A 25,573-nucleotide genomic window follows, 5' to 3' on the forward strand; every position below is an offset into this window, starting at 1 on the left:
CTAGCGCTTCTCAGGCGCGAAACCGCTGGCGCAAAGCGCGGCGGCACTGGTGGTGACGCCAAGCAGTTCGGCATCGCCAAGCCGTTTAACGGCGGAAATGTAATCAGCCATGCCGCGCTTTATGCCTTGCAGCGCCTGAAGACGCTGCAATTGCCCGATAGATAGCCGGTCGGTCATCCGTTCGGCCATGCATGTGGCGTTTGCGTCGGACACGCCCGCATCAATCAAGGCCGAACGCACGCGACCTTCTGCCAGTTTGGCAGGAGCGCACGCCCCCGCCGTGAAGGCAAGCGCCATCACAGCAGGGGCAATGCGATACCTCATCAGTGCGCGAGCGCCTTGACGATATCTTCAACCATCTTCTTGGCGTCAGCCAGAAGCATCATGGTCTGGTCCATATAGAACACGTCGTTGTCGACACCGGCATAGCCGACCCCGCCCATGGAGCGTTTGACGAAGAAGATCGTCTTGGCCTTGTCCACGTCGAACACGGGCATGCCATAGATGGGGCTGGACTTGTCGGTCTTTGCCGCCGGGTTCACCACGTCGTTCGCGCCGATGATGAAGGCGACGTCAGCCTGCGCAAACTCGCTGTTGATGTCTTCCAGCTCGAACACTTCATCATAAGGCACGTTGGCTTCGGCCAGCAGCACGTTCATGTGGCCGGGCATGCGGCCCGCAACCGGGTGGATGGCGTATTTGACGTTGACGCCTTCCTTTTTCAGCACGTCACCCATTTCGCGCAAGGCGTGCTGTGCCTGTGAAACCGCCATGCCGTAGCCCGGAATGATGATGACGTTTTCAGCTTCCTTCATCATGTAGGCCGCGTCTTCGGCAGACCCACGCTTCCATGGGCGCTGTTCCTTTGCCGCGCCGCCAGCGGCAGCAGCTTCGGCACCAAAGCCGCCCGCGATGACGGCAAGGAAGCCGCGATTCATCGCCTTGCACATGATGTAGGACAGGATCGCACCTGATGACCCCACCAGCGCCCCCGTCACGATCATCGCGGTGTTGTGCAGGGTGAAGCCCATCGCCGCCGCTGCCCAGCCCGAATAGGAGTTCAGCATCGAAACGACCACCGGCATGTCGGCGCCGCCAATGGGGATAATCAGCAGGAAGCCGATGATGAAGGCGAGCACGGTCAGCGTGGCGATCACCCAGGCCGACTGATCTTGCGTGAAATACGCCACAAGGCCGACGATCGCGATCAACGTGCCGAGGTTCAGCACATGGCGTCCCGGTAGCAGGATGGGCGATCCGCTCATCTTGCCAGCCAGCTTGAGGAACGCGATGACCGACCCGGAGAAGGTGATCGCACCGATGGCGATGCCAAGGCCCAGTTCAATGCGACTGACGGGATTGATCTGGCCATCCGGCAGCATGATGCCGAACGCATCGGGATTGAGATAGGCGGCAAGCCCTACCAGCACGGCGGCAAGGCCGACCAGCGAGTGGAACGCGGCGACAAGCTGCGGCATGTCGGTCATCGCGATCTTGCGGGCGATGACAAAGCCGATCCCGCCGCCGATGGCCAGCGCCACAAGGATTTCAGGCAGGCTGGCAATGGAATGCGTAAGCAGCGTTGTGACCACAGCAATGGTCATGCCGATCATGCCATAGCGGTTGCCCGCGCGGCTTGTGGCAGGGCTGGAAAGTCCGCGTAGGGCGAGAATGAACAGCACGCCCGATACGAGATAGGCCAGCGCGACCCACGGAGAAGCAGCGACGTGTTCCATCACTTGCGCTCCTTCTTCTTGTACATGGCCAGCATGCGTGCGGTGACAGCAAAGCCGCCAAAGATGTTGACCGAAGCGAGCACCACCGCGCCAAGGCCCAGCCACTTGGCAGCCGGGCTACCGGCTGCAGCCGAAGCGACCAGCGCGCCAACCACGATCACCGAAGAAATCGCGTTGGTCACCGCCATCAGCGGCGTGTGCAAAGCCGGAGTGACCGACCAGACGACGTAATACCCGACAAAGCAGGCGAGCACGAAAATGCTCAGGATCGAAATGAAGTCCATGGTCTTCCCCCTCAGCCCAGCAGACGTTCGTTGACCACCTTGCCGCCCTGCGTCAGGCGGATGGCGTTGCCGATTTCCTCGTCCAGAACAGGTTTGCCCTGTTCCTTGTCCCAGAAGGCTGAGAGGAAGTTATAAAGGTTGCGGCTGAACAGCGCCGAGGCATCTGCGGGCAGGTGCGCAGGCGTGTTGGAATAGCCGACGATCTTGACGCCGTGCTTTTCGACCACCTGATCCGCTACCGAACCTTCAACATTGCCGCCTTGGGCCACAGCAAGGTCGAAAATGACCGAGCCGGGCTTCATCGTGGCGATCTGCGCGTCCGAAATCAGGCGCGGTGCGGCCCGGCCCGGAATGAGCGCGGTGGTGATGACGATGTCCTGCTTGGCGATGTGGCTGGACACCAGTTCGGCCTGCGCCTTCTGGTATTCTTCCGACATTTCCGTGGCATAACCACCAGCGCCTTCGCCTTCGATCCCGGCAACGCTTTCCACGAAGATGGGCTTTGCGCCCAAAGACTGGATCTGTTCCTTGGTGGCGGAACGCACGTCGGTGGCCGAAACCTGCGCACCAAGACGGCGCGCGGTGGCGATGGCCTGAAGCCCGGCGACGCCGACGCCCATGATGAACGCCTTGGCAGCAGAAACCGTGCCTGCCGCTGTCATCATCATCGGGAAAGCGCGGCCATACAGATTCGCGGCAGTCAGCACCGCCTTGTAACCTGAAAGGTTGGACTGCGAGGACAGGATATCCATCGACTGCGCACGGGTAATGCGCGGCATGAATTCCATGGCCAGCGCTTCAAGGCCCGCAGCGGCATAGGCATCAACCCGCGCGCGCTGGCCGAACGGGTCCAGCCCCGCTACAATCCATGCGCCCGGCTTTGCGCCTGCAAGCACTTCTATTTCAGGCCCCTGCACGCCCAGCACGATATCAGCGCCGCTTGCCGCAGCGGCGGTGGCGATGTCCGCCCCTGCCGCACGATAATCGTCGTCCGAAATCGATGCCGTGACGCCAGCGCCGCTTTCCACGACAACCGAGGCCCCAAGGGCAATGAATTTCTTTACAGTCTCTGGCGTTGCCGAGACCCTGCTCTCCCCTGTCGCGCGTTCCCGAAGGACGGCGATCTTCATTGCCCCCGCCACAGTTCTGTTACTGGATCGCCAGGATGATAAAGAAAACGATCACGCAGATAATCGGCGTTGACCACTTTACCATGTTCACAAAACCGGCATAGGTCGCTTCGGCGGCCTTGATGTCGTTAGCAGGAGCCATTTTCTTCCCCATAGTTATGCGCCAACCCGGCGCGACCGCTGATCTCTAGCGGCCTGCCCGATTTCTCTCAAGGCCGTATGGCCGCACTGGCACGCAATGATGCGCGCTTAATCGCCTCTTTACCCAATCCCGCTATCGATCTGCCCCTGTTGCAAATGCGGGGGGAGTCAAAAGGCTAGGTCATGGAAGAGTCCGAACAGCGCCTTGTCATGCTGATCGACGACGAACCCGCGCAATGCCGCCTCATTTCGGCGCTTGCTTCGCGGGAAGGTTGGCGCACGATCACAGCACGCGATTCCGAAAGCGCCATCGCCATGCTGGGCACCCGGCAGGGCATGCAGCTTGACGCCATTATCCTTGACCAATGGGTTCCCGGCGACGACGCCTGCGCCCTTATCGCCGAATTGAAAGCCCGCCGTCCCGCGCTGCCCATCCTGATGCTGACGACCAGCAGTTCTCCGCTGCTGGCGGTTGAGGCAATGCGCGCAGGCGCGACCGATTACCTGATAAAACCGGTTGCCCCGGAACGTCTGTTGCAAGCGTTGCGCAGTGCCACATCGCGTGAAACCGAAGCGAGCGAGTTGCAGCCCCTGACGGAAAAAATCGGGTCAACTCTCGATTTTGATTCGATGATCGGTGCCGCGCCAGCATTTCGCGCCGCGCTGGCCGTGGCGGCAAAGGCTGCCCGCACCCATTCGACCGTGCTGATCGAAGGCGAAAGCGGCACTGGCAAGGAAATGCTGGTGCGCGCGATGCATGCCGCCAGCCCGCGATCGAAAATTGCCCTGCGCGCTATCAACGCTGGCGGGGTCCCGGCCAACCAGATTGAATCCGCGCTGTTCGGTCACGAAAAAGGTGCATTTGCAGGCGCATTTGAACGCCATATCGGCCTGCTGCAACATGCTGACGGCAGCACGCTGGTCATCGATGAAATCGACCGCCTGCCCGACACGGTGCAGGAACGGCTGGTGCGGTTTCTGGAGCGCGGCGATGTGCAGCCGATTGGGGCGCGCCATTCGTTCCGGGTGGACGTGCGGCTGATTGCCTGCGCCAATGCAGGATTGCGCGACCTGGTGGAAACTGGCGATTTCCGGGCCGATCTGCACGCCCTGCTGACCCAGACTCAGGTGATGCTGCCCGCCCTGCGCGAACGATCGGGCGATATTGCTGCACTGGCACGCCACTTCCTGTCACGCATCGGCGAACAGCCGGGGCTACGCCCCTTGGGCATCACTGACGGCGCACTGGCGCTGCTGGGGGCTTATGACTGGCCCGGCAACGTGCGCCAGTTGCAGGCAACGCTGTTTCGTGCCGCCGTATTCTGCGACGGTGAAGCCCTGACCGCGCAGGATTTCCCCAGCCTTTCGAACATGATTGGTGAAAGCAGCCGCCGCACGCCGAGCGTGACCGACGGCGCGGGCATCACCCTGTTTGCACCAGATGGCAACCTGCGCCCGCTGGAAGACATCGAAGCCGATGTGATCCGTCTGGCCATTGGCCACTATCGTGGACGAATGACCGAAGTGGCCCGCAGGCTGGGGATCGGCCGTTCGACGCTTTATCGCAAACTTTCGGAACTGGGCATCGATAACGCTGCGTGAGAGTTCAGGCCAACTGACTGAAATCGGTTAGCGCGGCATCGCGCAAGCCACGCCAGACGTGGAAAGCCTGCACCGTTTCGACAACGTCGTGGACTCGCACGATCTGGCAACCTGCGTCCATCGCTTTCAAGGCCAGCATGACCGACCCCGGCATGCGTTGATGGGCCGGGATTTCGTTAGACAGTGCGCCAATCATGCGTTTGCGGCTGGCACCGAACAGGATAGGTTGCCCCAGCGCGTGAAACAGCGGCAAGGCATTGATGAGCGTCAGGTTTTCCGCGAGCGATTTACCAAAGCCGATGCCCGGATCGAGCAATATCCTTTCGCGCGCGATGCCCGCCGCCAGCGCTGCATCGCGCCGTTCGCGCAAGTCATCGAACACGTCGAGCGCCACGTCGGCATAATCACCGTCGGCATGAAGATCGCCCTGTGCGCCCGGCGCATGCATCAGCACCAGTGGCGCACCTGACCGGGCGACGATTTCTACCGTGCGCGCATCATGGCGCATGGCCGAGACATCGTTGACGATATGCGCGCCTGCCGCCAGCGCGGCTTCGATCACGGTAGAGCGGCGACTGTCGATGGACAGCGCAGCCCCGCTGCTGGCAAGGCGTTCGATCACCGGGACGACGCGCTTGACCTCATCCCCTTCCCATACCGCCGCAGCGCCGGGCCGCGTGGATTCTCCGCCGATATCAATAATCGCTGCGCCTGCGGCCAGCATGGCATGAGCGTGATCCAGCGCGGCATCAGGATTGTCGAGAAACTGGCCGCCGTCGGAGAAGCTGTCCGGGGTGACATTGAGAATACCCATGACCTGTGGCTGATCGAGCCTGAGGTGACGCGAACCGCACACGAGCGCGGGGTGAGCACGCCTGAGATCATCCCATTGCGCCGCAGCATCGGCACACAGGGCATCGGGCAAAGCATTGATGGCGTCGGGCACATCGGCGGCACCGCACCGCTGCCGCGACACCACTCGTCCGCCTTCGCGGACGATCAGCGCAAAGCGGCTGGCATAGACCAGTCCGCCGCCAAGCCGGATCGCCTCGCCCTCTTCCGATTGCGGACTTTCGGCCAAGGCGATCGGACGGATGTAGATTTTCTGCATGGTTGCTGCGTCCCCGCCCTCGCGCTGCTGGCCGACCAAAGGGGCGATCAATCCTCGACCGCGAGCAGATAGAGCTGGCGCAGCGCATCGATGGGCTTCACTTCGCCTTCGTGTTCTACATGCCAGAAGGTCCAGCCATTGCACGATGGCGCGCCCTGCAACTTGGCGCCAAGGCCGTGGATCGAACCGATTTCGGCATCCGACTGAAGCGAACCGTCAGCGCGGACAACCGCACCGTATCGGCCCTTCTTTGCCGTCAGCCGAGTGCCCGGCGTCAGATATCCGCTTTCCACCAGCGCACCGAACGCGACTTTGGGAGCAGAGCGCTTTGACTGCATGGTCACCAGGGCGCTTTCATCCAGCGGCAGGGCAAGTGCGATGCGTTCTTCGGCCACTTCAATGTAGTCGGTTTCGCGTTCGCACCCGATCCAGTCACGCCCCAGACGTTTGGCCACAGCGCCGGTGGTGCCGGTGCCAAAGAACGGGTCCAGCACCACATCACCCTTGTTGGTCGTGGCCAGCATCACGCGGTAGAGCAGCGCTTCGGGCTTTTGCGTGGGATGCGCCTTGGTGCCATTGCGGCGCAGGCGTTCAGGCCCGGAACAGATCGGCAAAACCCAGTCGGACCGCATCTGCAATTCGTCGTTCAGCGTCTTCATCGCGCGATAGTTGAAGGTGTATTTCGACTTTTCGCTTTTCGATGCCCAGATCAGCGTTTCGTGCGCGTTGGTAAAGCGTGTGCCCTTGAAATTGGGCATCGGGTTGGCCTTGCGCCAGATGATGTCGTTGAGGATCCAGAAGCCCAGATCCTGCAGGATCGTGCCGACGCGGAAGATGTTGTGATAGCTGCCGATTACCCAGATCGAACCGTTTGGCTTCAACAGGCGATGCGCCTGCGCCAGCCATTCGCGGGTAAACTTGTCATAAGTGGCAAAGCTGGAGAACTTGTCCCAGTCGTTGGTCACCGCATCGACGTGACTGCCATCTGGCCGCGCCAGATCACCGCCAAGCTGAAGATTGTAAGGCGGGTCGGCAAAGATCATGTCGATCGATGCATCGGGCAGCTTGCGCATTTCCTCAATGCAATCGCCGCGCAGGATACGGTTGAGCGGCAGCGTCACTTCGCTTTTGAGCACCTTTGCCGGTGCGGCGCGAAGCGCTTTTGCTCGTTCCTTGACTGCGACTGCCATGACGTGTCCTTGCCCCTGTGGTTGAGGCCCCGTTTGAGTCATCACGAGTCCCGCGTCAAGGCGCGACTCGCCGGAATTAGGCGAGTCGCAAGGTGTTTGGGATGAGAACGGAAAGAGTCCGAATCGATATGTAGAGTCTCTGTCCGCAAGACAGACTCAATATGTGGTGGTGCCCTGACAAAGCTTCAGCATGGAAATTTTTCTTAAAGCAGCTGCAACTGTGCGACGGGTGCAAAGCTGCGGCGATGAAGCGGGGTCGGTCCGTATTCACGCAGGGCCGCCAAATGTTGTGGCGTGCCGTAGCCTGCGTTCCGTTCCCACCCATAATGCGGCCAGACCAGCGCTGCTTCACGCATCAGGCGGTCACGATGCTCCTTGGCGATGATCGATGCGGCAGAAATACACGGTTCGATGGCATCACCGCCAACAATGGCGCGCGCAGGCCAGCACCATTCCGTGCGTCGGCCATGCGGGGTCATGTTGCCGTCCACCAGCACTTCACCCACAGCCTCATCCTGCGCCAGTTTCTCGCACAGTGCCGCCACGGCCAGCGTCATGGCCAGCATGGTGGCACCAAAGATATTGAGCCGGTCGATCTCTTCGGGTTCCACCACGCCAACCGCCCAACGGCAGCGCCGCTTGATCTTTTCTTCCAGAACGGCGCGGCGAGCGGCGCTAAGTTTCTTGGAATCATCAAGGCCGGAAGGACGCGGTTTGCACAGGATCACTGCCGCTGCCACGACTGGCCCGGCCAGTGGTCCGCGCCCGGCTTCGTCAACACCGATTGTCACCTGCGATAAAATCGGGTGCGGCAAGAAATCGCTGGCACTGACGAGGCTTACGGGCATTGTTAGCGCCATGATGAATCCGATCCTGCGCCCGCTATCGCCGCTCGCCTTGCTTGTCGCAAGCTGCGGCGCACCAATTTCCGCCCAGAACACCCAAAACGCGGGTATTACGGTAAGCGATGTCGCCACTTTTGACCAACCGTGGGCGATGACTTTTCTGCCCGGAACCGATGCAGCCCTGATTACAGAGAAGGAGGGCAAGCTGAAACTGTGGCGCACGGGCGCATCGACCAGCACAGATGTCGCCGGTGTTCCAGATGTTGCCTACGGCGGACAAGGCGGTTTTGGCGATGTGGTGGCAGCGCCGGATTATGCAACCAGCGGGACGGTGTACCTGAGCTGGGCTGAAGAAGGATCAGGCGGCACGCGCGGCGCGGTTGTGGCGCGAGGCAAGCTGGTGCTGGAAGGCACGCCGCGCTTGGAAGGACTTTCCGTAATCTGGCGTCAGACGCCCAAGGTATCGGGAAAAGGCCACTATTCCCATCGCATAGCGTTTTCGCCCGACGGCAAATACCTGTTCGTTTCGTCGGGGGACCGGCAGAAGTTCACTCCGGCACAGGATCTGGCCGTCAATCTGGGCAAAGTTCTGCGTCTGATGCCGGATGGCACTCCGGCACCAGACAATCCCTTTGCCGCAAAGGGCGGGGTTTCGGCACAGATATGGTCATACGGGCACCGCAATGTTCTGGGCCTTGCCTTTGCCCCCGATGGGCGGCTGTGGGATCTGGAGCATGGACCGGCGGGCGGCGATGAAATCAATCTGGTGCAGCCGGGCAGAAACTATGGCTGGCCACTAGTGTCCAATGGCGACCACTATGACGGCAAGCCGATCCCGCGCCACGACACCCGACCTGATCTGAGCGCCCCTGCCCTGAGCTGGAACCCGGTGATCGCGCCGGGCAACATGATCTTCTATTCCGGCAAGGCATTTCCCCAATGGCAGGGACAGGCATTGATCGCAGGGCTGGGATCAGGCGGGTTGGTGCGCGTGTCAATCGAGGGGGAAAAGGCGCGCGAAGTGGAACGTATCGACCTTGGCAACCGCATCCGCGAAATCGAGCAGGCACCGGATGGCAGCCTCTATGTGCTGGAGGATGGTGAAGGCGGAAAACTGCGGCATATTGCGCCCGCCCCTGAAAATCTGCCGGCCCGATAGCCTTGCATGAAGCTTGTTGATAACCGCGTTAAGACACATGCCGTATGATGCGGCATCGGACGGAAACACCGCAATATGGCCTTCGATCCTGGAATCGTGGATTGCTGGATCTTTGATCTGGACAACACACTATACTCGCCATCAACCCATCTGTTTGACCAGATCGACCTGCGGATGGGCGCGTTCATCGAAGACTTGCTGGGCTGCGATCCGGTTGAGGCAAGGCGGGTACAGAAGCTCTATTTCCACGATCACGGCACTACGCTGTCCGGGCTAATGCATTATCACGCGATCGATCCCCACGATTTTCTGGGTTTCGTGCATGACATCGATTTTGCGCCGCTGGCTGCGGCACCGCGGCTTGGCCCACTGCTTTCCGCGCTGCCGGGGCGCAAGCTGCTGTTCACCAACGGCGACGATGCCTATGCCCGGCGGGTGTTGAACGCGCTTGACCTGAACAACGTATTCGACGGCATGTGGGACATCCACGCGATGAACTATCGCCCGAAGCCGGAAATATCGGCCTATACCGGGCTGGTTGATGCATTTGCCATCACGCCTGAACACGCCGTTTTCGTCGAGGATATGGCGCGCAATCTCGCGCCCGCCAAAGCTTTGGGCATGCAGACCGTGTGGCTTGATCTTGCCACTGACTGGGGTGACCGCGCCAAGGATGATGCCGCAATCGATGTGGTGGCCGACGATGTGCAGCAATGGCTGACTCATACGCTGGCAAGCCTTGCCGACCGGCCCATGCTGGGCTAGGCGGCGCGCAATTTTGTTCCAGATATCTGGCTTACGGAGAACCATCATGACCGCACAGCTCGAAGCCGCCATCGAAGCCGCATGGGAAGATCGCGCCAATGTGACGCCCGCAAGCGATGCCGTGCGCGAAGTGGTGGAAACCGCGCTTGAATTGCTCGACAGCGGCAAAGCCCGTGTGGCCGAAAAGGTCGACGGCGAATGGCAGGTCAACCAGTGGCTGAAGAAGGCCGTGTTGCTGTCGTTCCGCCTGAACGACAACGCGGTGATCGACAATGGCGCCGGTGGCGCTCCGGCGTTCGACAAGGTGCCTTCGAAGTTCGACGGCTGGGGCGAAAACCGTTTTCGCGATGCTGGTTTCCGCGTGGTGCCCGGCGCGGTTGCACGGCGCGGTGCGCATATCGGCAAGGGCGTGGTGCTGATGCCCAGCTTCGTCAACATCGGCGCGTTCGTTGATGAAGGCACAATGGTTGACACCTGGGCAACGGTCGGTTCGTGCGCCCAGATTGGCAAGAACGTGCATATTTCCGGCGGCGCTGGCATCGGCGGCGTGCTGGAACCACTTCAGGCCGGCCCGGTCATCATCGAAGACGGGGCGTTCATCGGCGCACGTTCGGAAGTGGCCGAAGGCGTGATCGTTGGCGAAGGCGCCGTGCTTTCGATGGGCGTTTACCTTGGCGCGTCGACCAAGATCGTCAACCGCGCTACGGGCGAAGTCCACATTGGCCGCGTGCCGCCTTATGCCGTAGTCGTTCCCGGCGCGATGCCCGGCAAGCCGTTGCCCGATGGCACCCCTGGCCCGTCGCTTTACTGCGCCGTCATCGTCAAGACAGTGGATGCCCAGACCCGCAGCAAGACCGGTATCAACGAACTGCTGCGCGACTGATTTACCATGGTCCTGCCCCGTCCTGCCGCCAAACATCGGTAGCGGGGCGGAACAGGAGGCGTCTCTGCGCGTAGACTCGGCAAGTACCGAAGCTTTATGCAAAGGAGACCTGCCATGGAACGTCACGGTCAGGAAACGCACATTACAACTGAGGAAGTCCGCGCGGGCGAAGGCCTTAACGTGGTGCGCTGGATACTGGCGATCAGCCTGTTTCTGGCCATCGGCGCGTTGACAGTGATCTGGGTGACCGGGGCATTGACGACGCCTCAGTAACGCTGGCCAACAGCACTGTTCAGCAATACCAGCGTTGTTATCAAATAGGATAATCGGGCGGCAATGACGATTGGCTGGAAGCTGACAGAACAATGTCGCGCAGCTTTGCTTGCCGCCTATCCTGCCCGGTATGCCAACGTCGTGGCAGATCACGTCACTTTATCGGTGGGCGGAACACAGGCGCCCCATCAAGTCAGCCATGCAAGAATCGTGGGCCGTGCCGACGATGGATTGGGCGTAGAAGCGATGGTGGTTTCCATTGATGATTCTACCGTGCGCCCGGACGGGAAAACCTGGCACATAACCTGGTCATTGGCCGAAGGTCGCGTGGCGCGCGAAAGCAACGATGTGATTGCAGAATTGGGCTGGCACGCCATGGATGGCGGTGGTTTGGCCCTTTTTCCTGCGCACTGGTGATTGACAGCAGGCAGCCAGACCGCAAACGTCATCGGATGATACGCACAGGTCTTCGCTGGATATTGGCTGCATTCTATTTTCTGGCGGGCTTCATTCATATCGTGTCGCCCACGCCATTTCTGAAGATCATGCCTGCATGGGTGCCCGCCGCTGAACAGGTAGTGTTGTGGACAGGCATTGCCGAATTGCTGGGCGCGATCGGCTTGGCGCAAGCCTTTTCCATGCCGCTACGCCGTGCCGCAGCGGTGGGCCTGGCGCTTTATGCTGTGTGTGTTTTTCCTGCGAACATCAACCACTTCATCATGGATATGGCGCAAGCAGACGGCGGCGCAGGCCTTGGCTACCACGTTCCGCGCATGTTTGCGCAGCCGATGTTGATCTGGCTGGCGCTGTGGACTGGCGGCGTGACAGACTGGCCGCTTGGCCCTCGCAAGGCCTGATCGATATGTTGCTTGCAGACCCGGCGGTTTTGATCGCCTGCGTGATTGCAGTGGTCGTGGTAGGCATGGCCAAAGGCGGGTTCTCCGGCCTTGGCGCGCTGGCGACACCGGTTGCCGCACTGGCCCTTCCCCCATCCACCGCCGCCGCCATACTCCTGCCCATCCTGATCGTGCAGGATGTGGTCAGCGTCTGGTCTTTCCGTCATTCTTGGGACAGGTGGATCGTTGGCTGGATGCTGCCCGGCGCGTTTGTCGGCGTTGGCCTTGGCTGGGCAATGGCTGCGGGGATCAACGAAGCGACGCTGATGGCCGTTCTGGGCGCGATCACACTGCTGTTCGGCCTCTACCGCCTGTGGATCGAACGGGGTAGCCGCATTGTGGCCGCATCGACATCGCCCGGATGGGTTGGTGCGCTGTTCGGTATGATGACCGGATTTACCAGCCAGGTCGCCCATGCTGGTGGCCCACCGTTCCAGATGTGGGTAACCCCGCGCAAGCTGCCGCACCTGACGTATGCTGGCACCAATTCCATCCTGTTTGCCGCGATCAACTGGATCAAGGTTCCAAGCTATGTTCTGCTTGGCGCATTCACACACGATGTCGTGATCGCTGCGGCCATGCTGGTCCCGCTGGCGATCATCGCCACGCTGCTCTCCGTCAGGCTGGTTCGCGTGCTTGATCCGACGCGGTTTTATACCATCATCTACGTGCTTATGGTCCTGTTGGGCGGCAAGCTTATCCTTGATGGCCTTGGCTGAACGGCGCCGGGCGGGTCATGGTCCAGAACACAGGACCATCACGCGCCACGCGCCACGTATCGATCACGTCGAACCCCAGTGATCGATAGAGGCCAACATTGTTTTGCGTTGCCGTTTCAAGCACCGAAGGCAGGTGCGCCGCGTCCGCTTCAGCAAGCCCGGCGCGAATGGCCAGACCGCCCAGCCCCTGCCCCTGCCGATCAGGTCTGACGCCTGCCATACGCAAATAGAACTGCCCCTCGCCCTTGGGCAAGTGGTGCCCAATCATCCGGTCGGCGCGTTCTGCCCGAAGCACCCCGCGGCCCAGTATCTTTACGAACCGTACCAGCGCAGGCGGCGTCAGCGGGGCATGATCGTGGACACTGCCGGGCGGTCGCCACATCGTCACCACTTCGCATCCCGGCGTGCCCAGCACCATGCCATGGCGCAGATGATCGTCGAACATCCACGCGATCAACCGTGGCAACCGGCGCGCGCGATTGGCATCACCACGCAACATCCAGCACATGGCCGGGTCATCCATGAACGCTGCCGTAAGCGTGGCCGTGGCGGCCTGCTTGTGAGCGTCGTTCAGTCGAACGATAGTTCTTTCCATTGCGGTCCTGTCTTGCGGCAATAGCGCTGGCATTTTGACCGCCACGCTGCCACGGCCTCTCCATTCAAGGAGGATAGCGATGAGCGGTGATGAAGACTACGTCTATGATGAAGATAGCGGCGAATGGATGCCGGCATCCGAACTCGCAAAACGTCAGGCCGCGGCCAGCACTGTGGAAGTGCGCGATGCCGTCGGCAATCTTCTGGCCGATGGCGATCAGGTAACACTCATCAAGGATCTTGATGTCAAAGGTGCGGGCCAGACATTGAAGCAGGGCACGCTGATAAAGTCGATCCGCCTGACCGGCGATCCGCAAGAGATCGACTGCAAATACCCTGGCATCAAAGGGCTGGTGCTGCGCGCGGAATTCGTTCGCAAGCGCTGATGTCGATCACGCCTGATGGCTGCACTGGGAATCGGCGGACGGTAGTCCGAATGCAGCCCATTCGTATGCACTGCATACGTTTTTGAATGGGTAAAACCGCCTATTTTCGGGCTAAAGCACTGAATCTTCTGGATAGCAGTATTACGGTTGCAATGTATGCAACCATCCGGTCCCGAAATACAATTGCCGCGATGCACACAAAGATTATGCTGCAACGCAACAAGATAAGGGTGCTGAAGGCAATCTTTCCTTATCGTCCAGGAGACATTGCCATGTTCAATTCGTCGTTCGCCATCACCGCCGCCGCTCTCCTTCTTGCTGCTCCGGCTGTTGCCAGCGCCGCAGAAGCCGAAAACGGCAGCTTCACCTATCAGGGCGTGAAGTACGATTACACTGCCGAACAGCAGGGTGACGTCAAGGTCCTCAAGGGTTCGGCTTACGCCGGCAAGGTGCCCTTCGAACTGCGCGTAACCAAGCGTGCGGTTACCGGCCGCTTCAACGGTCGCCCGGTTTCGTTCGACGTCAAGGACGTGAAGCCGATCGCAAGCAAGGCTGCCAACGCTGCTGATTGAAAGCGTAGCAACACGGAGCTTCCCCGCGAATTTGCCGCACGGCAGATAGGGGCAAGTGCGAAATCTGTGAACCGCGCCAGCTTCGCGCTGAACCGGTAAAAGTAAGGGGCGCTCCGATTGGGGCGCCCTTTCCTTATGTCAGCGTGACGAATATTTCCGCCACGAGTAGCCAATCCTCACCCACCTTGCGCCATTTGGCGGCATAGCTGCCCGACGCAAGCGCAACGGAGGCACCGTCAGCCACACCCTGCCAATGACCATGTTCCATGGCGATCGGTTCAACGGCTGATGCCTCTACGCTGTGCGTAGTGCGGGTATAGATCGTTCTGGGATGCGCAGAAAATTCGCGCTTCCATGCCTGCAACTGTGCCTTGCGCCCGGCGATTACCGCGCTGTCTGTTCCGGTGACCAGCACCACATCAGGTACCAGCAGCAGACCAATGGAGGCCAGATCAGCATTGGCCAGCGCACGATTGAACGTGGCGCGGGCAAGGCGAATGGCAAGATCAGTTTGTGCAGAAGTGGTCATGAACCGCGCGATGGCAGGTGCAGCGCAGGTTGTGAAGGGGCGCAATAGTTTGCGCGAACCAGCCCTTCGGAAGCAATTGGTCTTCAAGTAACTGGCGGTGCCTTTCGGCACCGCCAGATGCACAATCAGGCCGAAACCAGATTGACAGCCGAAGCCTTGCCATTGCGGCCGGTTTCGACTTCATAGCTCAGGCGCTGGTCCTTATCGAGGCTGGCCATTCCGGCAGCCTGCACGGCCGAGATGTGAACAAAGCTGTCCGCGCCGCCGTTGTCGGGCTGAATGAAGCCATAGCCTTTTTCGGTATTGAAGAATTTCACGGTGCCGATCGGCATAGGATGTTCCTTTCAAGAACGATGATTGCCCGCCCGCAGAAGTGCAGACAGGTCGTGCGTCAAAATCGTCATCTGAAAGGAAATCGTCGTCAAAAGCCGCAAGTCGCTGCACAAAAGTGCAAGAAAGCGGAGATTCACTGCCGAAGTCCGTCGCAAAATTCGACGTCAGCGGAGACGCAATAGCATGGTGGGCCATGTTTGGCGAATGGATTCGCAGTAGGGCCAAACAAGGTCAATTTGCTTATTGCGGATTGGTTTGAAAGGAAGGCAAATTCCCCAGATCAACCCACCTTTGCCGGCTTTTGGCCCAAACCTGAAATGTCGGTGAAAAGCTGCTGGTGTCGTCCAGCGTGCCAGCCTTGATGAACACCATATCGGGCATTCCGCAAATCCTGCTGAACAGCGGCGAACCACAATTTCCGCAGAACGCACGATGCACGGCGTTTCCACTATCACCTTGATCCAAATAGGTTTTCGTAGTTCCTGTTATTGTCAGCGCGGTTTCTGTTACGCCGACGATCATGGAAAAGGCAGATCCTGCCTGCACCTGACAATTACGACAATGACACACGCCCTGCATGGCAGGTGAGCCTGCGATATCATATCGTACCGCACCACACAGGCACCCACCAGTCATGGCAGCTTTCATCAGCTCTCTCCCTCTTCGATGCTAGCAAAGATGCCGGGAGCAGTGTTATTGGGCAAGCCTGCTATCTTGACCGATGAACAGGTCTGCCCGCTGCCCGTTTAGTGAGAGCGGGCAGACCAACCCGGTTAGCGACAGCGGACACTATTGTTGCGATTTCCGCTATCGACCGCAGCGCCAATCGCGGCACCACCAATAGCGCCGATAATGGCACCAAGCGGCTTGCTGTCGCCCTGCGCAATTATTGCGCCCGCCGCTGCACCGCCAAGGCCCCCAACGATCAGGCCGGTAGAGCCATCTGAACGGCGGCAATAGTACCGTCCATCGCGACCGCGATAGACCCGATCATCGTTCGAAAGCTGACGTTCGCGGTAGCGCGCGTTGTTGCGGTAATAGCGGTCGGCGTCATATCTGCCATAACGCGGGTCGGGATTATTCCAGTCATACCGGCCATTACGATCATAATAACCGCGATCGTAATAGCCCCATTCATCATAGCCGCCGTTGTTGGCATAGCCGGGGCGGCCATAATCGTTGCTGGTGCATGCGGTGGTCAAAGTGGCTGCGGCAAGGGCGGAAAGCATCAGGGCCTTTTTCATGGCACCTACTCCATTGCGTTGAGATGGGGCGCACGCGATTGGCACCCGCTTGCAATGGCAATGGCTGGCGGGCCACTGTGTTCCCGCCAGCATCTGCATATCTGTCTGATATGACGCGACGCTTATTCAGCAATCAGCCTTCCGCTTCACGCTCGAATGCGGCGGTGCCGCCAATCCGCGCCGCGATGCGGCCAAGCACGGCAAGGACTATAACCGCCAGCAGTGTCGCCACGATGGCGTAGCTGTAAAGCCCGGCAAGGTTATCGCCCATGCCCAACAGTGCCAGCGTAGCCTTGATCGCTTCGTTCCACGCCAGCGCAGCGACCAGTCCCAGCGATGCCGAAGCGAGCGCGATCATCGTCTGGATCATGGCTTTTGGATCAGTCATCGGAAAAACACCTCACTTGCTTGATGATGTGATGCGGGTGCCCCGTTCACATCATCACTGCAAGAGGAAGGCGCTTTCCGTTACAACCGTATTGGTATTCAGTCGTGCTCGCGCCCGCCTGCGCCGATATAAAGCTCACGACCGATTTCGTGATACTTTTCGCTCATCGCCTTCATCCCGGCCTCAGCTTCATCGGCAGCGACGAAGGTTTCGACCGGCTGGTTCTGCTTGGCGGCAAATTCACGCACTTCCTGCGTGATCTTCATCGAACAGAACTTTGGCCCGCACATCGAACAGAAGTGCGCCGACTTTGCCCCTTCGGCGGGCAGTGTCTGATCGTGATATTGTTCCGCCGTTTCGGGATCGAGCGACAGGTTGAATTGGTCGCGCCAGCGGAATTCGAAGCGTGCGCGGCTGAGCGCATCGTCGCGCAGCTTGGCCGCGGGGTGGCCCTTGGCAAGATCCGCCGCGTGGGCGGCCAGCTTGTAGGTCACCACGCCAACCTTCACGTCATCACGGTCGGGCAGGCCAAGGTGTTCCTTGGGCGTGACGTAGCACAGCATGGCCGTGCCGAACCAACCGATCATCGCCGCGCCAATGCCGCTGGTGATGTGGTCATACCCCGGCGCAATATCGGTGACGAGCGGCCCAAGCGTATAGAACGGCGCTTCGCCACAGGCAGCAAGCTGCTTGTCCATGTTCTCCTTGACCTTGTGCATCGGCACATGGCCCGGCCCTTCGATCATCACCTGCACGTCCTGTTCCCAGGCGCGCTTGGTCAGTTCACCCAGCGTGTAGAGCTCGGCGAACTGGGCTTCGTCGTTGGCATCGGCAATCGATCCGGGGCGCAGACCATCGCCCAGCGAATAGGCGATGTCGTAGGCCTTCATGATTTCGGTGATGTCGTCGAAGTGTTCGTAGAGGAACGATTCCTTGTGGTGGGCAAGGCACCACTTGGCCATGATCGATCCGCCACGGCTGACAATCCCGGTCACCCGCTTGGCGGTCAGCGGGATGTAGGGCAGGCGCACGCCAGCGTGGATGGTGAAGTAGTCGACGCCCTGTTCAGCCTGTTCGATCAGCGTGTCGCGGAAGATTTCCCATGTCAGATCTTCGGCAATGCCGCCGACCTTTTCCAGCGCCTGATAGATCGGCACCGTGCCGATGGGCACGGGGCTGTTGCGGATGATCCATTCGCGCGTGTCATGAATGTTGCGCCCGGTCGAAAGGTCCATCACAGTGTCCGCGCCCCAGCGGATCGACCAGACCATCTTGTCCACTTCATTGGCAACATCTGACGCCACGGCGGAATTGCCGATGTTGGCGTTGATCTTCACCAGAAAGTTGCGACCAATGGCCATCGGTTCGGATTCAGGGTGGTTGATGTTGCTGGGGATGATGGCGCGGCCACGGGCCACTTCTTCACGCACGAATTCGGGCGTGACGTAATCGGGGATCGACGCGCCCCAATCCTGCCCGTCACGGACCAATGCATCCTTTAACTGCTTGCGACCCAGGTTTTCGCGGATCGCCACATATTCCATCTCAGGCGTGATGATACCCCGGCGGGCATAGTGCATCTGGCTGACGTTCTGGCCTGCCTTGGCACGCAGCGGACGCTGAACCACATTGGGGAACGGCGGAACACCGGCCGACCGGTCCGGCCCTTTCAAGCCGTTGTCTTCCGGCTTCACATCGCGCGCATCATATTCTTCAACGTCGCCACGCGCCATGATCCAGTCGCGGCGCAACTTGGGCAGACCTGCCGCAATGTCGATGTTGACCGCAGAATCAGTATAGGCGCCCGACGTGTCATAAACCCGCACCGGCGGTTCGCCTGACGATGCCTCAAGCGTGATTTCGCGCATGGCCACGCGGACATCGGGAAAGCGCATGCTTTCGACGTGGATCTTGCGGCTGCCACGGATCGGCCCAGTGGTCACGCCGATTTCCAGCTTGGAATTGATGTCGGCCATAAAGCGCTCCTCTTATGGACGAATGGCGAGCGCGGGTATGGTGACCCTGCCCTTCCCTCCGCCCGTGCTAACGGGTTCAGGTTCAACGGGTCGGGCTGCATGACCAGCCCCTCTCAGCCAACACTGGCTCCCCGGGGTATGCCGCCTTTTAGGCCCACGCGCGGCGCGGGGCAACTAGGCTTTATGATCGGAAGAATAATTCATTTTTGCGGATGACTCGCAATAGCGTTGACTCATGAGAAAGATTCGCATTAAGCGGCAGCAACAATCAGAAATGGAATCGCTCGTGTCGCAACGTCAATATCTACTGTCCGCCGTATCGCTTGCTGCCATGGTTCTTTCAGGCGCGCCCGCCCGCGCCGACGAAGCCGTTGCCGAGGCTGAAAACCGTATCACCGTCATTGGCAGCAAAGGCGAAGGCGTGGCAACCGGCGCAACCGGCCTGCCGCTTGCCATTGTCGACACGCCGCAGTCAGTCACCGTGGTGGATCGCGGCGTTCTTGACGATTTCGCCTTTGACGAAGCGAATGACGTGCTGCGCTATGTCACCGGGGTAAACGTCGAAGAGGTCGAAACCGACCGCACATATTACAACGCTCGTGGCTTCGACATTACCGAAGCCATGGTCGACGGGATTCAGCTTCCCAACATCTGGGGACCGACCATCGGATCGCTCGACACCGTGGCGTGGGACTCGATTGAAATCGTGCGCGGCGCCAACGGCTTGCTTTCGGGCGTGGGCAACCCGTCGGGCACAATCAACTATCGCCGCAAGCATCCTACCGGCGAACGCCGCATCTCGGCCGAACTGACCGCCGGATCATGGAGCAAGGTGCGTGGTGAATTTGATCTCGACACGCCGCTGACCGCCGACGGATCGTGGGCCATGCGCATCACTGGCGCGGCACAGAATGGCGATAGTTACTTGCGCGGATACAGCACCAGCCGCACCACCATTCAGGGCGTGGTCGATGGCCGTCTGTCCGAAGATGTCAGCGTTTCGCTGGGCTACACCCGCCAGCAAAGCAAAGCCAGCGGGGCAATGTGGGGGGCGTTGCCGCTGCTCGACAGCGCAGGCAACCAGCTTGAATGGGATGTCTCCACCTCGACCGCGCAGGACTGGACCTATTGGAACAACACGGACCAGACCGCCTTTGGCGAAGTCGCTTGGGCCTTCGCGCCCGGATGGACCGCCAAGACGCATCTTACCCGGCGCGTCACGAATGAACCTTCTCGGCTGTTCTATGTCTATGGCACGCCTGATGCCGATACCGGCCTTGGTCTTTACGGCTATCCGGGTGGCTATGAATCCAATGCGCGCGGATGGATCTGGGACAACAGCGTTCAGGGCACCTATCACCTGTTCGGGCGCGACCAGAAGCTGAACCTTGGCGTGCAATATACCACCGGAAGTTTCGAATACCTGTCCTTTCCCGTTCCCGGCACAGATCCCGCGTGGGGCGCGCTCCCCTCGCTGGCTGATGGCTGGACCGGTACAGAGGTTCCTTTCCCGGCATTCGGCACCGCGGTGGAAAGCGCAGATATCCATGACAAGCAGTGGCGCGTGCGTGGCGCGACCGATCTGGAACTCAGCGACAGGCTGAACCTGATCCTTGGTGCGAATTATGTGGACGTAAAGACCACCGGCTACACCTTTGGCGTCAGCGCCGCGCGAGCCGAAAGCGCCGTCAGCCCCTTTGTCGGCGCGACGTTCAAGATCGTTCCGGGCGTCAATCTTTACGCCAGCTACACCGACATCTTCAATCCGCAGAAGGAACTTGGCACCGATCTTACCCCCCTCGGTTCGGCCAAGGGCACAAGCTGGGAAGCGGGCATCAAGGGCGAAACGGCGGACAAGGCGCTGTTCGGGTCGCTTGCGCTGTTCCGTGCCGAACAGTCCAATCTTGCCGAATCCGCTGGCTATGACGTCGCACTGGGCCAGACGCTCTATAACGGCATCGATCTGCGCAGTCAGGGCATCGAGGCCGAGCTTGGCGGCCGCATCGCTCCGGGGCTGACAGTTCAGGGCGGAGTCACGCATCTGTCGCTGGAAAACACGGCAGGCGCTCCGGTCCGCACTTACGTCCCGCGCACCACTGCCAACCTACTGGTCCGCTGGGAACCTGTGGAAAAGCTGCAACTGGGCGCGGCCATGCGTTGGCAGGATGATATCTACCTCACCACCGCACTCGGTACGATCCGGCAGAACAGCTACGCCACGCTCCAGCTTCAGGCAGGCTATAAGCTGAACGATAACGTCAGCTTCAACCTCAACGTCGCCAACGTGACCAATCACAAGCACCTGACCAGCCTGTACTGGGAACAGGCGCTCTATGCCGCCCCGCGAAATGTTACGGGGTCGATCAGGATGACCTTCTGATGGCCACGCTGCTTCCTCAACCCTCGCCGGCACCCCCGACTGGCACCCTCACCTCGTCCCGGCGGTTTGCGCTGCCGGGACGCTCTTTCTGGGTGATCGCGCATCGCTGGGCAGGCTTGACGCTGGCGCTGTTTCTGGCAGTCGCGGGCACCACCGGATCATTCCTGCCATGGATAGAGGAACTGGAAGCAGCCACAGCGCCCCACCTGCACAATTCGCAATGGCAGGGCATGGCCGATCCGCTTCGTGTGCGGGAAGAGGTCGTTCAGCGCTACCCTGGGTCAACCGTAGAATTTCTGCCGCTGACTATCGAACCGGGCAAGGCCATCCGCCTTTACCTGCAATGGCCCGACGCCAAAACCGGCCTGCCACGAGAACATGGCACCGCCGGCGTGCCCGATTGGGATGACCTGTTCCTCAACCCCGTTACCGGCGAAGAACAGGGCCGCCGCCAATGGGGCGCCATCGACCAGGGCGTGAAGAACCTCATGCCGTTCCTTTATCGCCTGCACTACAGTCTGGCGCTGGATGACGTGGGCCTGTTCATATTCGGCCTTGCCGCCATCCTATGGACGGTGGATTGCTTTGTCGGCTTCTATCTCACCTTGCCACCAAAGGCGCCGAAGCCACTGGGTCAGCGCCCTGCCCCCCCGTTCTTCGCGCGCTGGAAACCAAGCTGGCGGGTTCGCTGGAAATCCACATCCTATAAGCTGAACTTCGATCTTCATCGCGCAGGCGGGCTGTGGGTCTGGCCCTTGCTGCTGGTGTTTGCGTGGTCCAGCGTGTCGTTCAACCTGCCGCAGGTCCATGGGCCGGTCATGGCCATGTTCGGGGCGCAAGACCCCGCTGCGGTCTTCACTCAGACGATGTTGGCTGCTCCGCGCAACAATCCCAAACTCGACTTCCGCGCCGCCACCGCGCTGGGCGAAAAGCTGGCCGAACAGGAAGCCACGCGCCACGGGCTTGCCGTGCTGTCTTCGGGTGAACGCTGGATCTGGCACGTCCCCGCCAGCGGCCTTTACGTCTATGGCTTCACCACCCGTGCCGATATCAGCCACCACGGCGGCGACACGCGCGTCGCTTTCGACAGCAACACTGGCGCGTTGAAGGCCGTCGAAATCCCGACGGGCGTTAATGGGGCCAACACCTTCAACAACTGGCTGATGGCGCTGCACACCGCCCATGTCTTCGGTCTGCCCTATCGCGTGTTCGTCACCGTGCTGGGCCTGCTGGTTACCATGCTATCGGTCACCGGCGTCGTGATCTGGTTGAAAAAGCGGTCTGCGCGGGCCGGGCGCGCGCTGAGGATCAAAAGCGCTCGATAGCAAGTCATGACAGATCACCGCAAGCCACTGGACTTTAACCGTTTGACTAAAGATACTCGTGTCACGCCCGCACGGCACCGCCTGACACGGCGCACCATGACGGGCATGATGGGAGAGCCAATCGATGGGCCAGCTACCGCGTGTCTGCATCATCGGGGCCGGATGCTCCGGCTTCACCACAGCCAAGCGCCTGCGCGATCATGGCATTCCCTTCACCATCTATGAAGCGTCGGACGACATCGGCGGTAACTGGTACTACAACAATCCCAACGGCATGTCCGCCTGTTATCAAAGCCTGCATATCGACACGTCGAAATGGCGTCTGGCGTTTGAAGATTTCCCGGTCCCGGCAGAATGGCCGGATTACCCCCATCATGCACAGCTGCTGCAATACTTCCACGATTACGTCGATCATTTCGGCATAAGGCCGCACATCCGTTTCAATACGAAAGTTGAAAAAGCCTCCCGGCGCGAAGGCGGCGGCTGGGACGTCCGGCTTTCCACGGGCGAAACTGAACAGTTTGATGCGCTGGTCGTTGCCAACGGTCACCACTGGGCCGCGCGCATCCCCGAATATCCGGGGCACTTCGACGGACCGCAAGTCCATTCACACGCCTACCGCAGTCCATTTGAACCGATCGATTGCATCGGCAAGCGTGTGCTGGTGGTAGGTATGGGCAACAGCGCGATGGACATCGCATCAGAGCTTTCTCAGAGACCCATCGCCCAAAAGCTGTTTGTCTCCACCCGGCGCGGAGTGTGGGTGCTGCCCAAGTACTATCGCGGCCAGCCGCTAGACAAGAACCCGGCCCCTGCGTGGATGCCCAAAAAGCTGCGCAACTGGCTGGCCACCCGCATGATTAAAAAGCTGGTCGGGCGGATGAGCGATTATGGTCTGCCTGAACCAGAAATCGGCCCGTTCGAAAGCCATGGCACGGTATCCGGCGAATTCCTGCTGCGCGCAGGGTCGGGCGATCTGACGATGAAACCTGGCGTCGAACGTCTGGATGGCAAAAGCGTGGTCTTCACCGATGGCACACGCGAAGATGTCGACGCGATCATCTGGGCCACTGGCTACGATATCCGCTTCCCGTTCTTCGACGACCCTACGCTGATGGCCGATGCCGAAAACCGCCCGCCGCCGCTCTACAAGCGCATCATGAAGCCCGGTGTGCCGGACCTGTTCTATGTTGGCCTTGCCCAGCCGCTGCCGACGCTGGTGAACTTTGCCGAACAGCAGTCCAAACTTGTCGCCGCCTATCTTGCCGGGGAATATGCCCCTCCTTCTCCTGCAGAAATGGAGAACACCATTGCGACCGATGAGGCCTATTACACCGGGCAATATTATGCGGCGCGGCGACACACCATCCAGCTAGATTTCGACCACTATGTCCGCACGCTGAAAAAGGAGCTGGCCGCCGGCGCGCGCCGCGCAATGGCAAACGGGCAGGCCCTTCCGGTGCCCGCCCGCGCGTCAGAACGGATTTAGAATCAGCGTTACTCCGCCGCTTCGGGCATCCGCGCTTCCACCCGCTGCCCGTCGTAGACAAACTCCTGCCCTTCCAGATCGATGGCGGGAATGGCATCGCGTTCCAGCCAGTAGTTCTGGTTGTGCCGCCATTCTTCCTTGTTTCCGCGCCGGGGCAGCTTGTGCATGTCGCGCATCAGGTAACCGGGGTTGAAGTTGTCGGCCTCGATCCACGGCAGCACGTCCATGCCCGCATCCTCGTCACGGAAAGCCACTTCTACCTTCTTTGCCCCGCGTTCGTCCATATGGTGCAACAGGCGGCAGACAAAATCGCCCAGCATGTCCACGCGCAAGGTCCAGCTTGCGCGGAAATAGCCGAAGACCCACGCCATGTTGGGCACGCCGGTAAACATCATCCCGCGATAGGTCACGGTGTCGCCCCAGTTGATCGCCTTGCCATCAACCTCGAACGGGATATCGCCCAGCACTTTCAAGTGGAAACCGGTACAGGCAACGATGATATCCGCCTCCAGTTCCTCGCCAGAAGCGGTCAGCACGCCCATTTCGGTAAACCGGTCAATCGTATCGGTAACTACACGTGCGCGCCCTTGCGCCGCAGCCTGAAACAGATCGCCATCCGGGCAGAATGCCAGCCGTTGCTGCCATGGCCGATACTTTGGCGTGAAGTGCGGTTCGAATTCGAAATCCTCGCCCGCATAGGCGCGCACCGCCATCTTCAGCTCTTCAAAGACCACGTCAGGTTCATCGACGCAGCGTTTGTCCATCACTGCCTGATCGTGCATCACCTGCGCCCGAACCACGCGATGGACGGTGGGTTCATCAATGCCGATCTGGCGCAGCCGGTCGGCCAGTTCATTCTGGTTGGGATGGCAATAGAAATAGGTGGGCGAGCGTTGCAGCATCGTCACCTGCGCCTTCTGCGCAAAGGCCGGGACCACCGTGGCTGCCGTCGCACCCGATCCGATGACCAGAATGCGCTTGCCTTCCCAATCGGTCGCCGCGTCCCACAACTGCGCGTGAACGAACAGCCCCTTGAAGTCCGAAATACCTTTCCATTCCGGCGGAATATAGGGCGTGTGGTGATCGTAATACCCTTGGCACATCCACAGGAAATTGCAGGTGAACGTCGCCTCTGCCCCCTCGCTGGTCCGTGCCTCAACCGTCCAGCGATTGGCCGCGCTGTCCCACTTCGCGCTGGTAATGGTGTGGCCATAGCGGATGTTGGGACCGATGCCGTTTTCATCAATCACCGCGCCCATGTAATCAAGGATCGCCTGCGCGCTGGCAATCGGCGCGCCTACCCAAGGCTTGAACCGGTAACCGAAGGTGTAGAGATCTGAATCCGACCGCACACCGGGATATTTGTGCGTATCCCATGTGCCGCCAAAGGTGGCCTTTGCTTCCAGCACGGCATAGGTCTTGCCGGGGCACTGCTGTTGCAGATGATAGGCTGAACCGATGCCCGAAATGCCCGCGCCCACGATCAAAACGTCGAAGTCGCCACCCGCCTGCGCTTGCTCAACCATAATGCCTCTCCATGGTCTGACGCCACTACGGCCGTTTTCGGCTCACCATGGAAACTGACATTGATCGGTATCAAGTTGCAACCTTGCGCGCCCGCGA

The 25,573-nt window shown here is 60.2% G+C and carries 29 protein-coding genes and 1 riboswitch; of the genes, 13 read left to right on the top strand and 16 right to left on the bottom strand.

Annotated elements, in window-relative coordinates; genetic code table 11:
• Genes OVA07_RS12415 through OVA07_RS12435 form a run of 5 tightly spaced genes read right to left on the bottom strand, consistent with a single transcriptional unit; the run spans position 1 to position 3,292 of the window.
• Positions 1–324 (bottom strand): hypothetical protein, encoded by a 324-nt coding sequence (locus tag OVA07_RS12415; RefSeq protein ID WP_268171735.1) that lies wholly within the window; start codon positions 322–324, stop codon positions 1–3.
• Positions 324–1,736 (bottom strand): NAD(P)(+) transhydrogenase (Re/Si-specific) subunit beta, encoded by a 1,413-nt coding sequence (locus OVA07_RS12420; protein WP_268171736.1) that lies wholly within the window; start codon positions 1,734–1,736, stop codon positions 324–326. Before OVA07_RS12420 ends, OVA07_RS12415 begins: the two co-directional genes overlap by 1 nt.
• Positions 1,736–2,020, bottom strand: coding sequence for an NAD(P) transhydrogenase subunit alpha (locus OVA07_RS12425; RefSeq protein ID WP_268171738.1), 285 nt, complete (start codon positions 2,018–2,020; stop codon positions 1,736–1,738). Before OVA07_RS12425 ends, OVA07_RS12420 begins: the two co-directional genes overlap by 1 nt.
• A gap of 11 nt (positions 2,021–2,031) precedes the next feature.
• Positions 2,032–3,150 carry an NAD(P) transhydrogenase subunit alpha gene (locus tag OVA07_RS12430; RefSeq protein ID WP_268171739.1) on the bottom strand — a complete coding sequence of 373 codons (1,119 nt, stop codon included), beginning with the start codon at positions 3,148–3,150 and terminating at the stop codon, positions 2,032–2,034.
• Between the two features lie 19 nt (positions 3,151–3,169).
• Complete coding sequence (locus OVA07_RS12435; protein WP_268171740.1) at positions 3,170–3,292, bottom strand: aa3-type cytochrome c oxidase subunit IV; 123 nt, start codon at positions 3,290–3,292, stop codon at positions 3,170–3,172.
• A 182-nt stretch (positions 3,293–3,474) separates the two neighbouring features.
• Between OVA07_RS12435 and OVA07_RS12440 the strand changes: the two genes are divergently transcribed.
• Entirely contained in the window at positions 3,475–4,893 is a 1,419-nt protein-coding gene (locus OVA07_RS12440; RefSeq protein ID WP_268171741.1) for a sigma-54-dependent transcriptional regulator, read from the top strand.
• 4 nt (positions 4,894–4,897) lie between these two features.
• Here the strand turns inward: OVA07_RS12440 and folP are convergent, their stop codons facing one another.
• From folP to OVA07_RS12455, 3 genes are all read right to left on the bottom strand, one after another.
• On the bottom strand, positions 4,898–6,004 hold the full coding sequence (folP, locus tag OVA07_RS12445; protein ID WP_268171742.1) for a dihydropteroate synthase: 1,107 nt from the start codon (positions 6,002–6,004) through the stop codon (positions 4,898–4,900).
• A 47-nt stretch (positions 6,005–6,051) separates the two neighbouring features.
• Complete coding sequence (locus OVA07_RS12450; protein ID WP_326493124.1) at positions 6,052–7,194, bottom strand: site-specific DNA-methyltransferase; 1,143 nt, start codon at positions 7,192–7,194, stop codon at positions 6,052–6,054.
• A gap of 203 nt (positions 7,195–7,397) precedes the next feature.
• Positions 7,398–8,042, bottom strand: coding sequence for a ribonuclease HII (locus OVA07_RS12455; protein ID WP_268172705.1), 645 nt, complete (start codon positions 8,040–8,042; stop codon positions 7,398–7,400).
• Positions 8,043–8,052: 10 nt separating this feature from the next.
• Between OVA07_RS12455 and OVA07_RS12460 the strand changes: the two genes are divergently transcribed.
• From OVA07_RS12460 to OVA07_RS12490, 7 genes are all read left to right on the top strand, one after another.
• A complete protein-coding gene (locus OVA07_RS12460; RefSeq protein ID WP_268171743.1) occupies positions 8,053–9,198 on the top strand; it encodes a PQQ-dependent sugar dehydrogenase in 1,146 nt (381 codons plus the stop codon).
• Positions 9,199–9,273: 75 nt separating this feature from the next.
• Positions 9,274–9,963 carry a pyrimidine 5'-nucleotidase gene (locus OVA07_RS12465; RefSeq protein ID WP_268171744.1) on the top strand — a complete coding sequence of 230 codons (690 nt, stop codon included), beginning with the start codon at positions 9,274–9,276 and terminating at the stop codon, positions 9,961–9,963.
• A 46-nt stretch (positions 9,964–10,009) separates the two neighbouring features.
• Entirely contained in the window at positions 10,010–10,846 is an 837-nt protein-coding gene (gene dapD / locus OVA07_RS12470; protein ID WP_268171745.1) for a 2,3,4,5-tetrahydropyridine-2,6-dicarboxylate N-succinyltransferase, read from the top strand.
• Between the two features lie 114 nt (positions 10,847–10,960).
• Positions 10,961–11,119 carry a hypothetical protein gene (locus OVA07_RS12475; protein ID WP_268171746.1) on the top strand — a complete coding sequence of 53 codons (159 nt, stop codon included), beginning with the start codon at positions 10,961–10,963 and terminating at the stop codon, positions 11,117–11,119.
• Positions 11,120–11,182: 63 nt separating this feature from the next.
• A complete protein-coding gene (locus OVA07_RS12480; RefSeq protein ID WP_268171748.1) occupies positions 11,183–11,536 on the top strand; it encodes a hypothetical protein in 354 nt (117 codons plus the stop codon).
• A 35-nt stretch (positions 11,537–11,571) separates the two neighbouring features.
• On the top strand, positions 11,572–11,976 hold the full coding sequence (locus tag OVA07_RS12485; RefSeq protein ID WP_268171749.1) for a DoxX family protein: 405 nt from the start codon (positions 11,572–11,574) through the stop codon (positions 11,974–11,976).
• Positions 11,977–11,981: 5 nt separating this feature from the next.
• Positions 11,982–12,734, top strand: coding sequence for a sulfite exporter TauE/SafE family protein (locus OVA07_RS12490; protein WP_268171750.1), 753 nt, complete (start codon positions 11,982–11,984; stop codon positions 12,732–12,734).
• On the opposite strand, the gene OVA07_RS12495 is transcribed toward OVA07_RS12490, so the two are convergent.
• Positions 12,712–13,329, bottom strand: coding sequence for a GNAT family N-acetyltransferase (locus tag OVA07_RS12495; protein ID WP_268171751.1), 618 nt, complete (start codon positions 13,327–13,329; stop codon positions 12,712–12,714). The two genes, OVA07_RS12490 and OVA07_RS12495, sit on opposite strands and share 23 nt — an antisense overlap.
• 79 nt (positions 13,330–13,408) lie before the next feature.
• On the opposite strand from OVA07_RS12495, the gene OVA07_RS12500 reads away from it, so the two are divergent.
• Positions 13,409–13,714 carry an alkylphosphonate utilization protein gene (locus tag OVA07_RS12500; RefSeq protein WP_268171752.1) on the top strand — a complete coding sequence of 102 codons (306 nt, stop codon included), beginning with the start codon at positions 13,409–13,411 and terminating at the stop codon, positions 13,712–13,714.
• Positions 13,715–13,800: 86 nt separating this feature from the next.
• The gene (locus OVA07_RS12505; protein ID WP_268171753.1) at positions 13,801–14,286 is read left to right on the top strand and encodes a hypothetical protein; all 486 of its coding nucleotides are present in this window, start codon (positions 13,801–13,803) and stop codon (positions 14,284–14,286) included.
• 133 nt (positions 14,287–14,419) lie between these two features.
• On the opposite strand, the gene OVA07_RS12510 is transcribed toward OVA07_RS12505, so the two are convergent.
• The 6 genes from OVA07_RS12510 to thiC form a co-directional block, all read right to left on the bottom strand.
• Positions 14,420–14,815 carry a DUF4440 domain-containing protein gene (locus OVA07_RS12510; RefSeq protein WP_268171754.1) on the bottom strand — a complete coding sequence of 132 codons (396 nt, stop codon included), beginning with the start codon at positions 14,813–14,815 and terminating at the stop codon, positions 14,420–14,422.
• A gap of 125 nt (positions 14,816–14,940) precedes the next feature.
• Positions 14,941–15,147 carry a cold-shock protein gene (locus OVA07_RS12515; RefSeq protein ID WP_268171755.1) on the bottom strand — a complete coding sequence of 69 codons (207 nt, stop codon included), beginning with the start codon at positions 15,145–15,147 and terminating at the stop codon, positions 14,941–14,943.
• A gap of 241 nt (positions 15,148–15,388) precedes the next feature.
• On the bottom strand, positions 15,389–15,796 hold the full coding sequence (locus OVA07_RS12520; protein WP_268171756.1) for a GFA family protein: 408 nt from the start codon (positions 15,794–15,796) through the stop codon (positions 15,389–15,391).
• A gap of 125 nt (positions 15,797–15,921) precedes the next feature.
• A complete protein-coding gene (locus tag OVA07_RS12525) occupies positions 15,922–16,392 on the bottom strand; it encodes a hypothetical protein (protein WP_268171757.1) in 471 nt (156 codons plus the stop codon).
• Positions 16,393–16,525: 133 nt separating this feature from the next.
• The gene (locus OVA07_RS12530) at positions 16,526–16,780 is read right to left on the bottom strand and encodes a DUF5654 family protein (RefSeq protein ID WP_268171759.1); all 255 of its coding nucleotides are present in this window, start codon (positions 16,778–16,780) and stop codon (positions 16,526–16,528) included.
• Positions 16,781–16,878: 98 nt separating this feature from the next.
• The gene (thiC, locus tag OVA07_RS12535; protein ID WP_268171760.1) at positions 16,879–18,756 is read right to left on the bottom strand and encodes a phosphomethylpyrimidine synthase ThiC; all 1,878 of its coding nucleotides are present in this window, start codon (positions 18,754–18,756) and stop codon (positions 16,879–16,881) included.
• A gap of 35 nt (positions 18,757–18,791) precedes the next feature.
• Positions 18,792–18,900: riboswitch (TPP riboswitch) on the bottom strand.
• 142 nt (positions 18,901–19,042) lie between these two features.
• Between thiC and OVA07_RS12540 the strand changes: the two genes are divergently transcribed.
• The 3 genes from OVA07_RS12540 to OVA07_RS12550 all read left to right on the top strand — a co-directional run bounded on the left by OVA07_RS12540 (position 19,043) and on the right by OVA07_RS12550 (position 23,950).
• Positions 19,043–21,136, top strand: coding sequence for a TonB-dependent siderophore receptor (locus OVA07_RS12540; protein ID WP_268171761.1), 2,094 nt, complete (start codon positions 19,043–19,045; stop codon positions 21,134–21,136).
• Positions 21,136–22,461, top strand: coding sequence for a PepSY-associated TM helix domain-containing protein (locus OVA07_RS12545; protein WP_268171762.1), 1,326 nt, complete (start codon positions 21,136–21,138; stop codon positions 22,459–22,461). The genes OVA07_RS12540 and OVA07_RS12545 overlap by 1 nt, the downstream gene beginning before the upstream one ends.
• A 124-nt stretch (positions 22,462–22,585) precedes the next feature.
• The gene (locus OVA07_RS12550) at positions 22,586–23,950 is read left to right on the top strand and encodes a flavin-containing monooxygenase (protein ID WP_268171763.1); all 1,365 of its coding nucleotides are present in this window, start codon (positions 22,586–22,588) and stop codon (positions 23,948–23,950) included.
• Positions 23,951–23,958: 8 nt separating this feature from the next.
• Here OVA07_RS12550 and OVA07_RS12555 read toward each other — a convergent pair whose 3' ends face one another.
• Complete coding sequence (locus tag OVA07_RS12555; protein WP_268171764.1) at positions 23,959–25,476, bottom strand: flavin-containing monooxygenase; 1,518 nt, start codon at positions 25,474–25,476, stop codon at positions 23,959–23,961.
• Positions 25,477–25,573: the final 97 nt, after the last annotated feature.

Origin of the sequence: Novosphingobium sp. SL115, assembly GCF_026672515.1 — a bacterium.
GTDB lineage: Bacteria > Pseudomonadota > Alphaproteobacteria > Sphingomonadales > Sphingomonadaceae > Novosphingobium.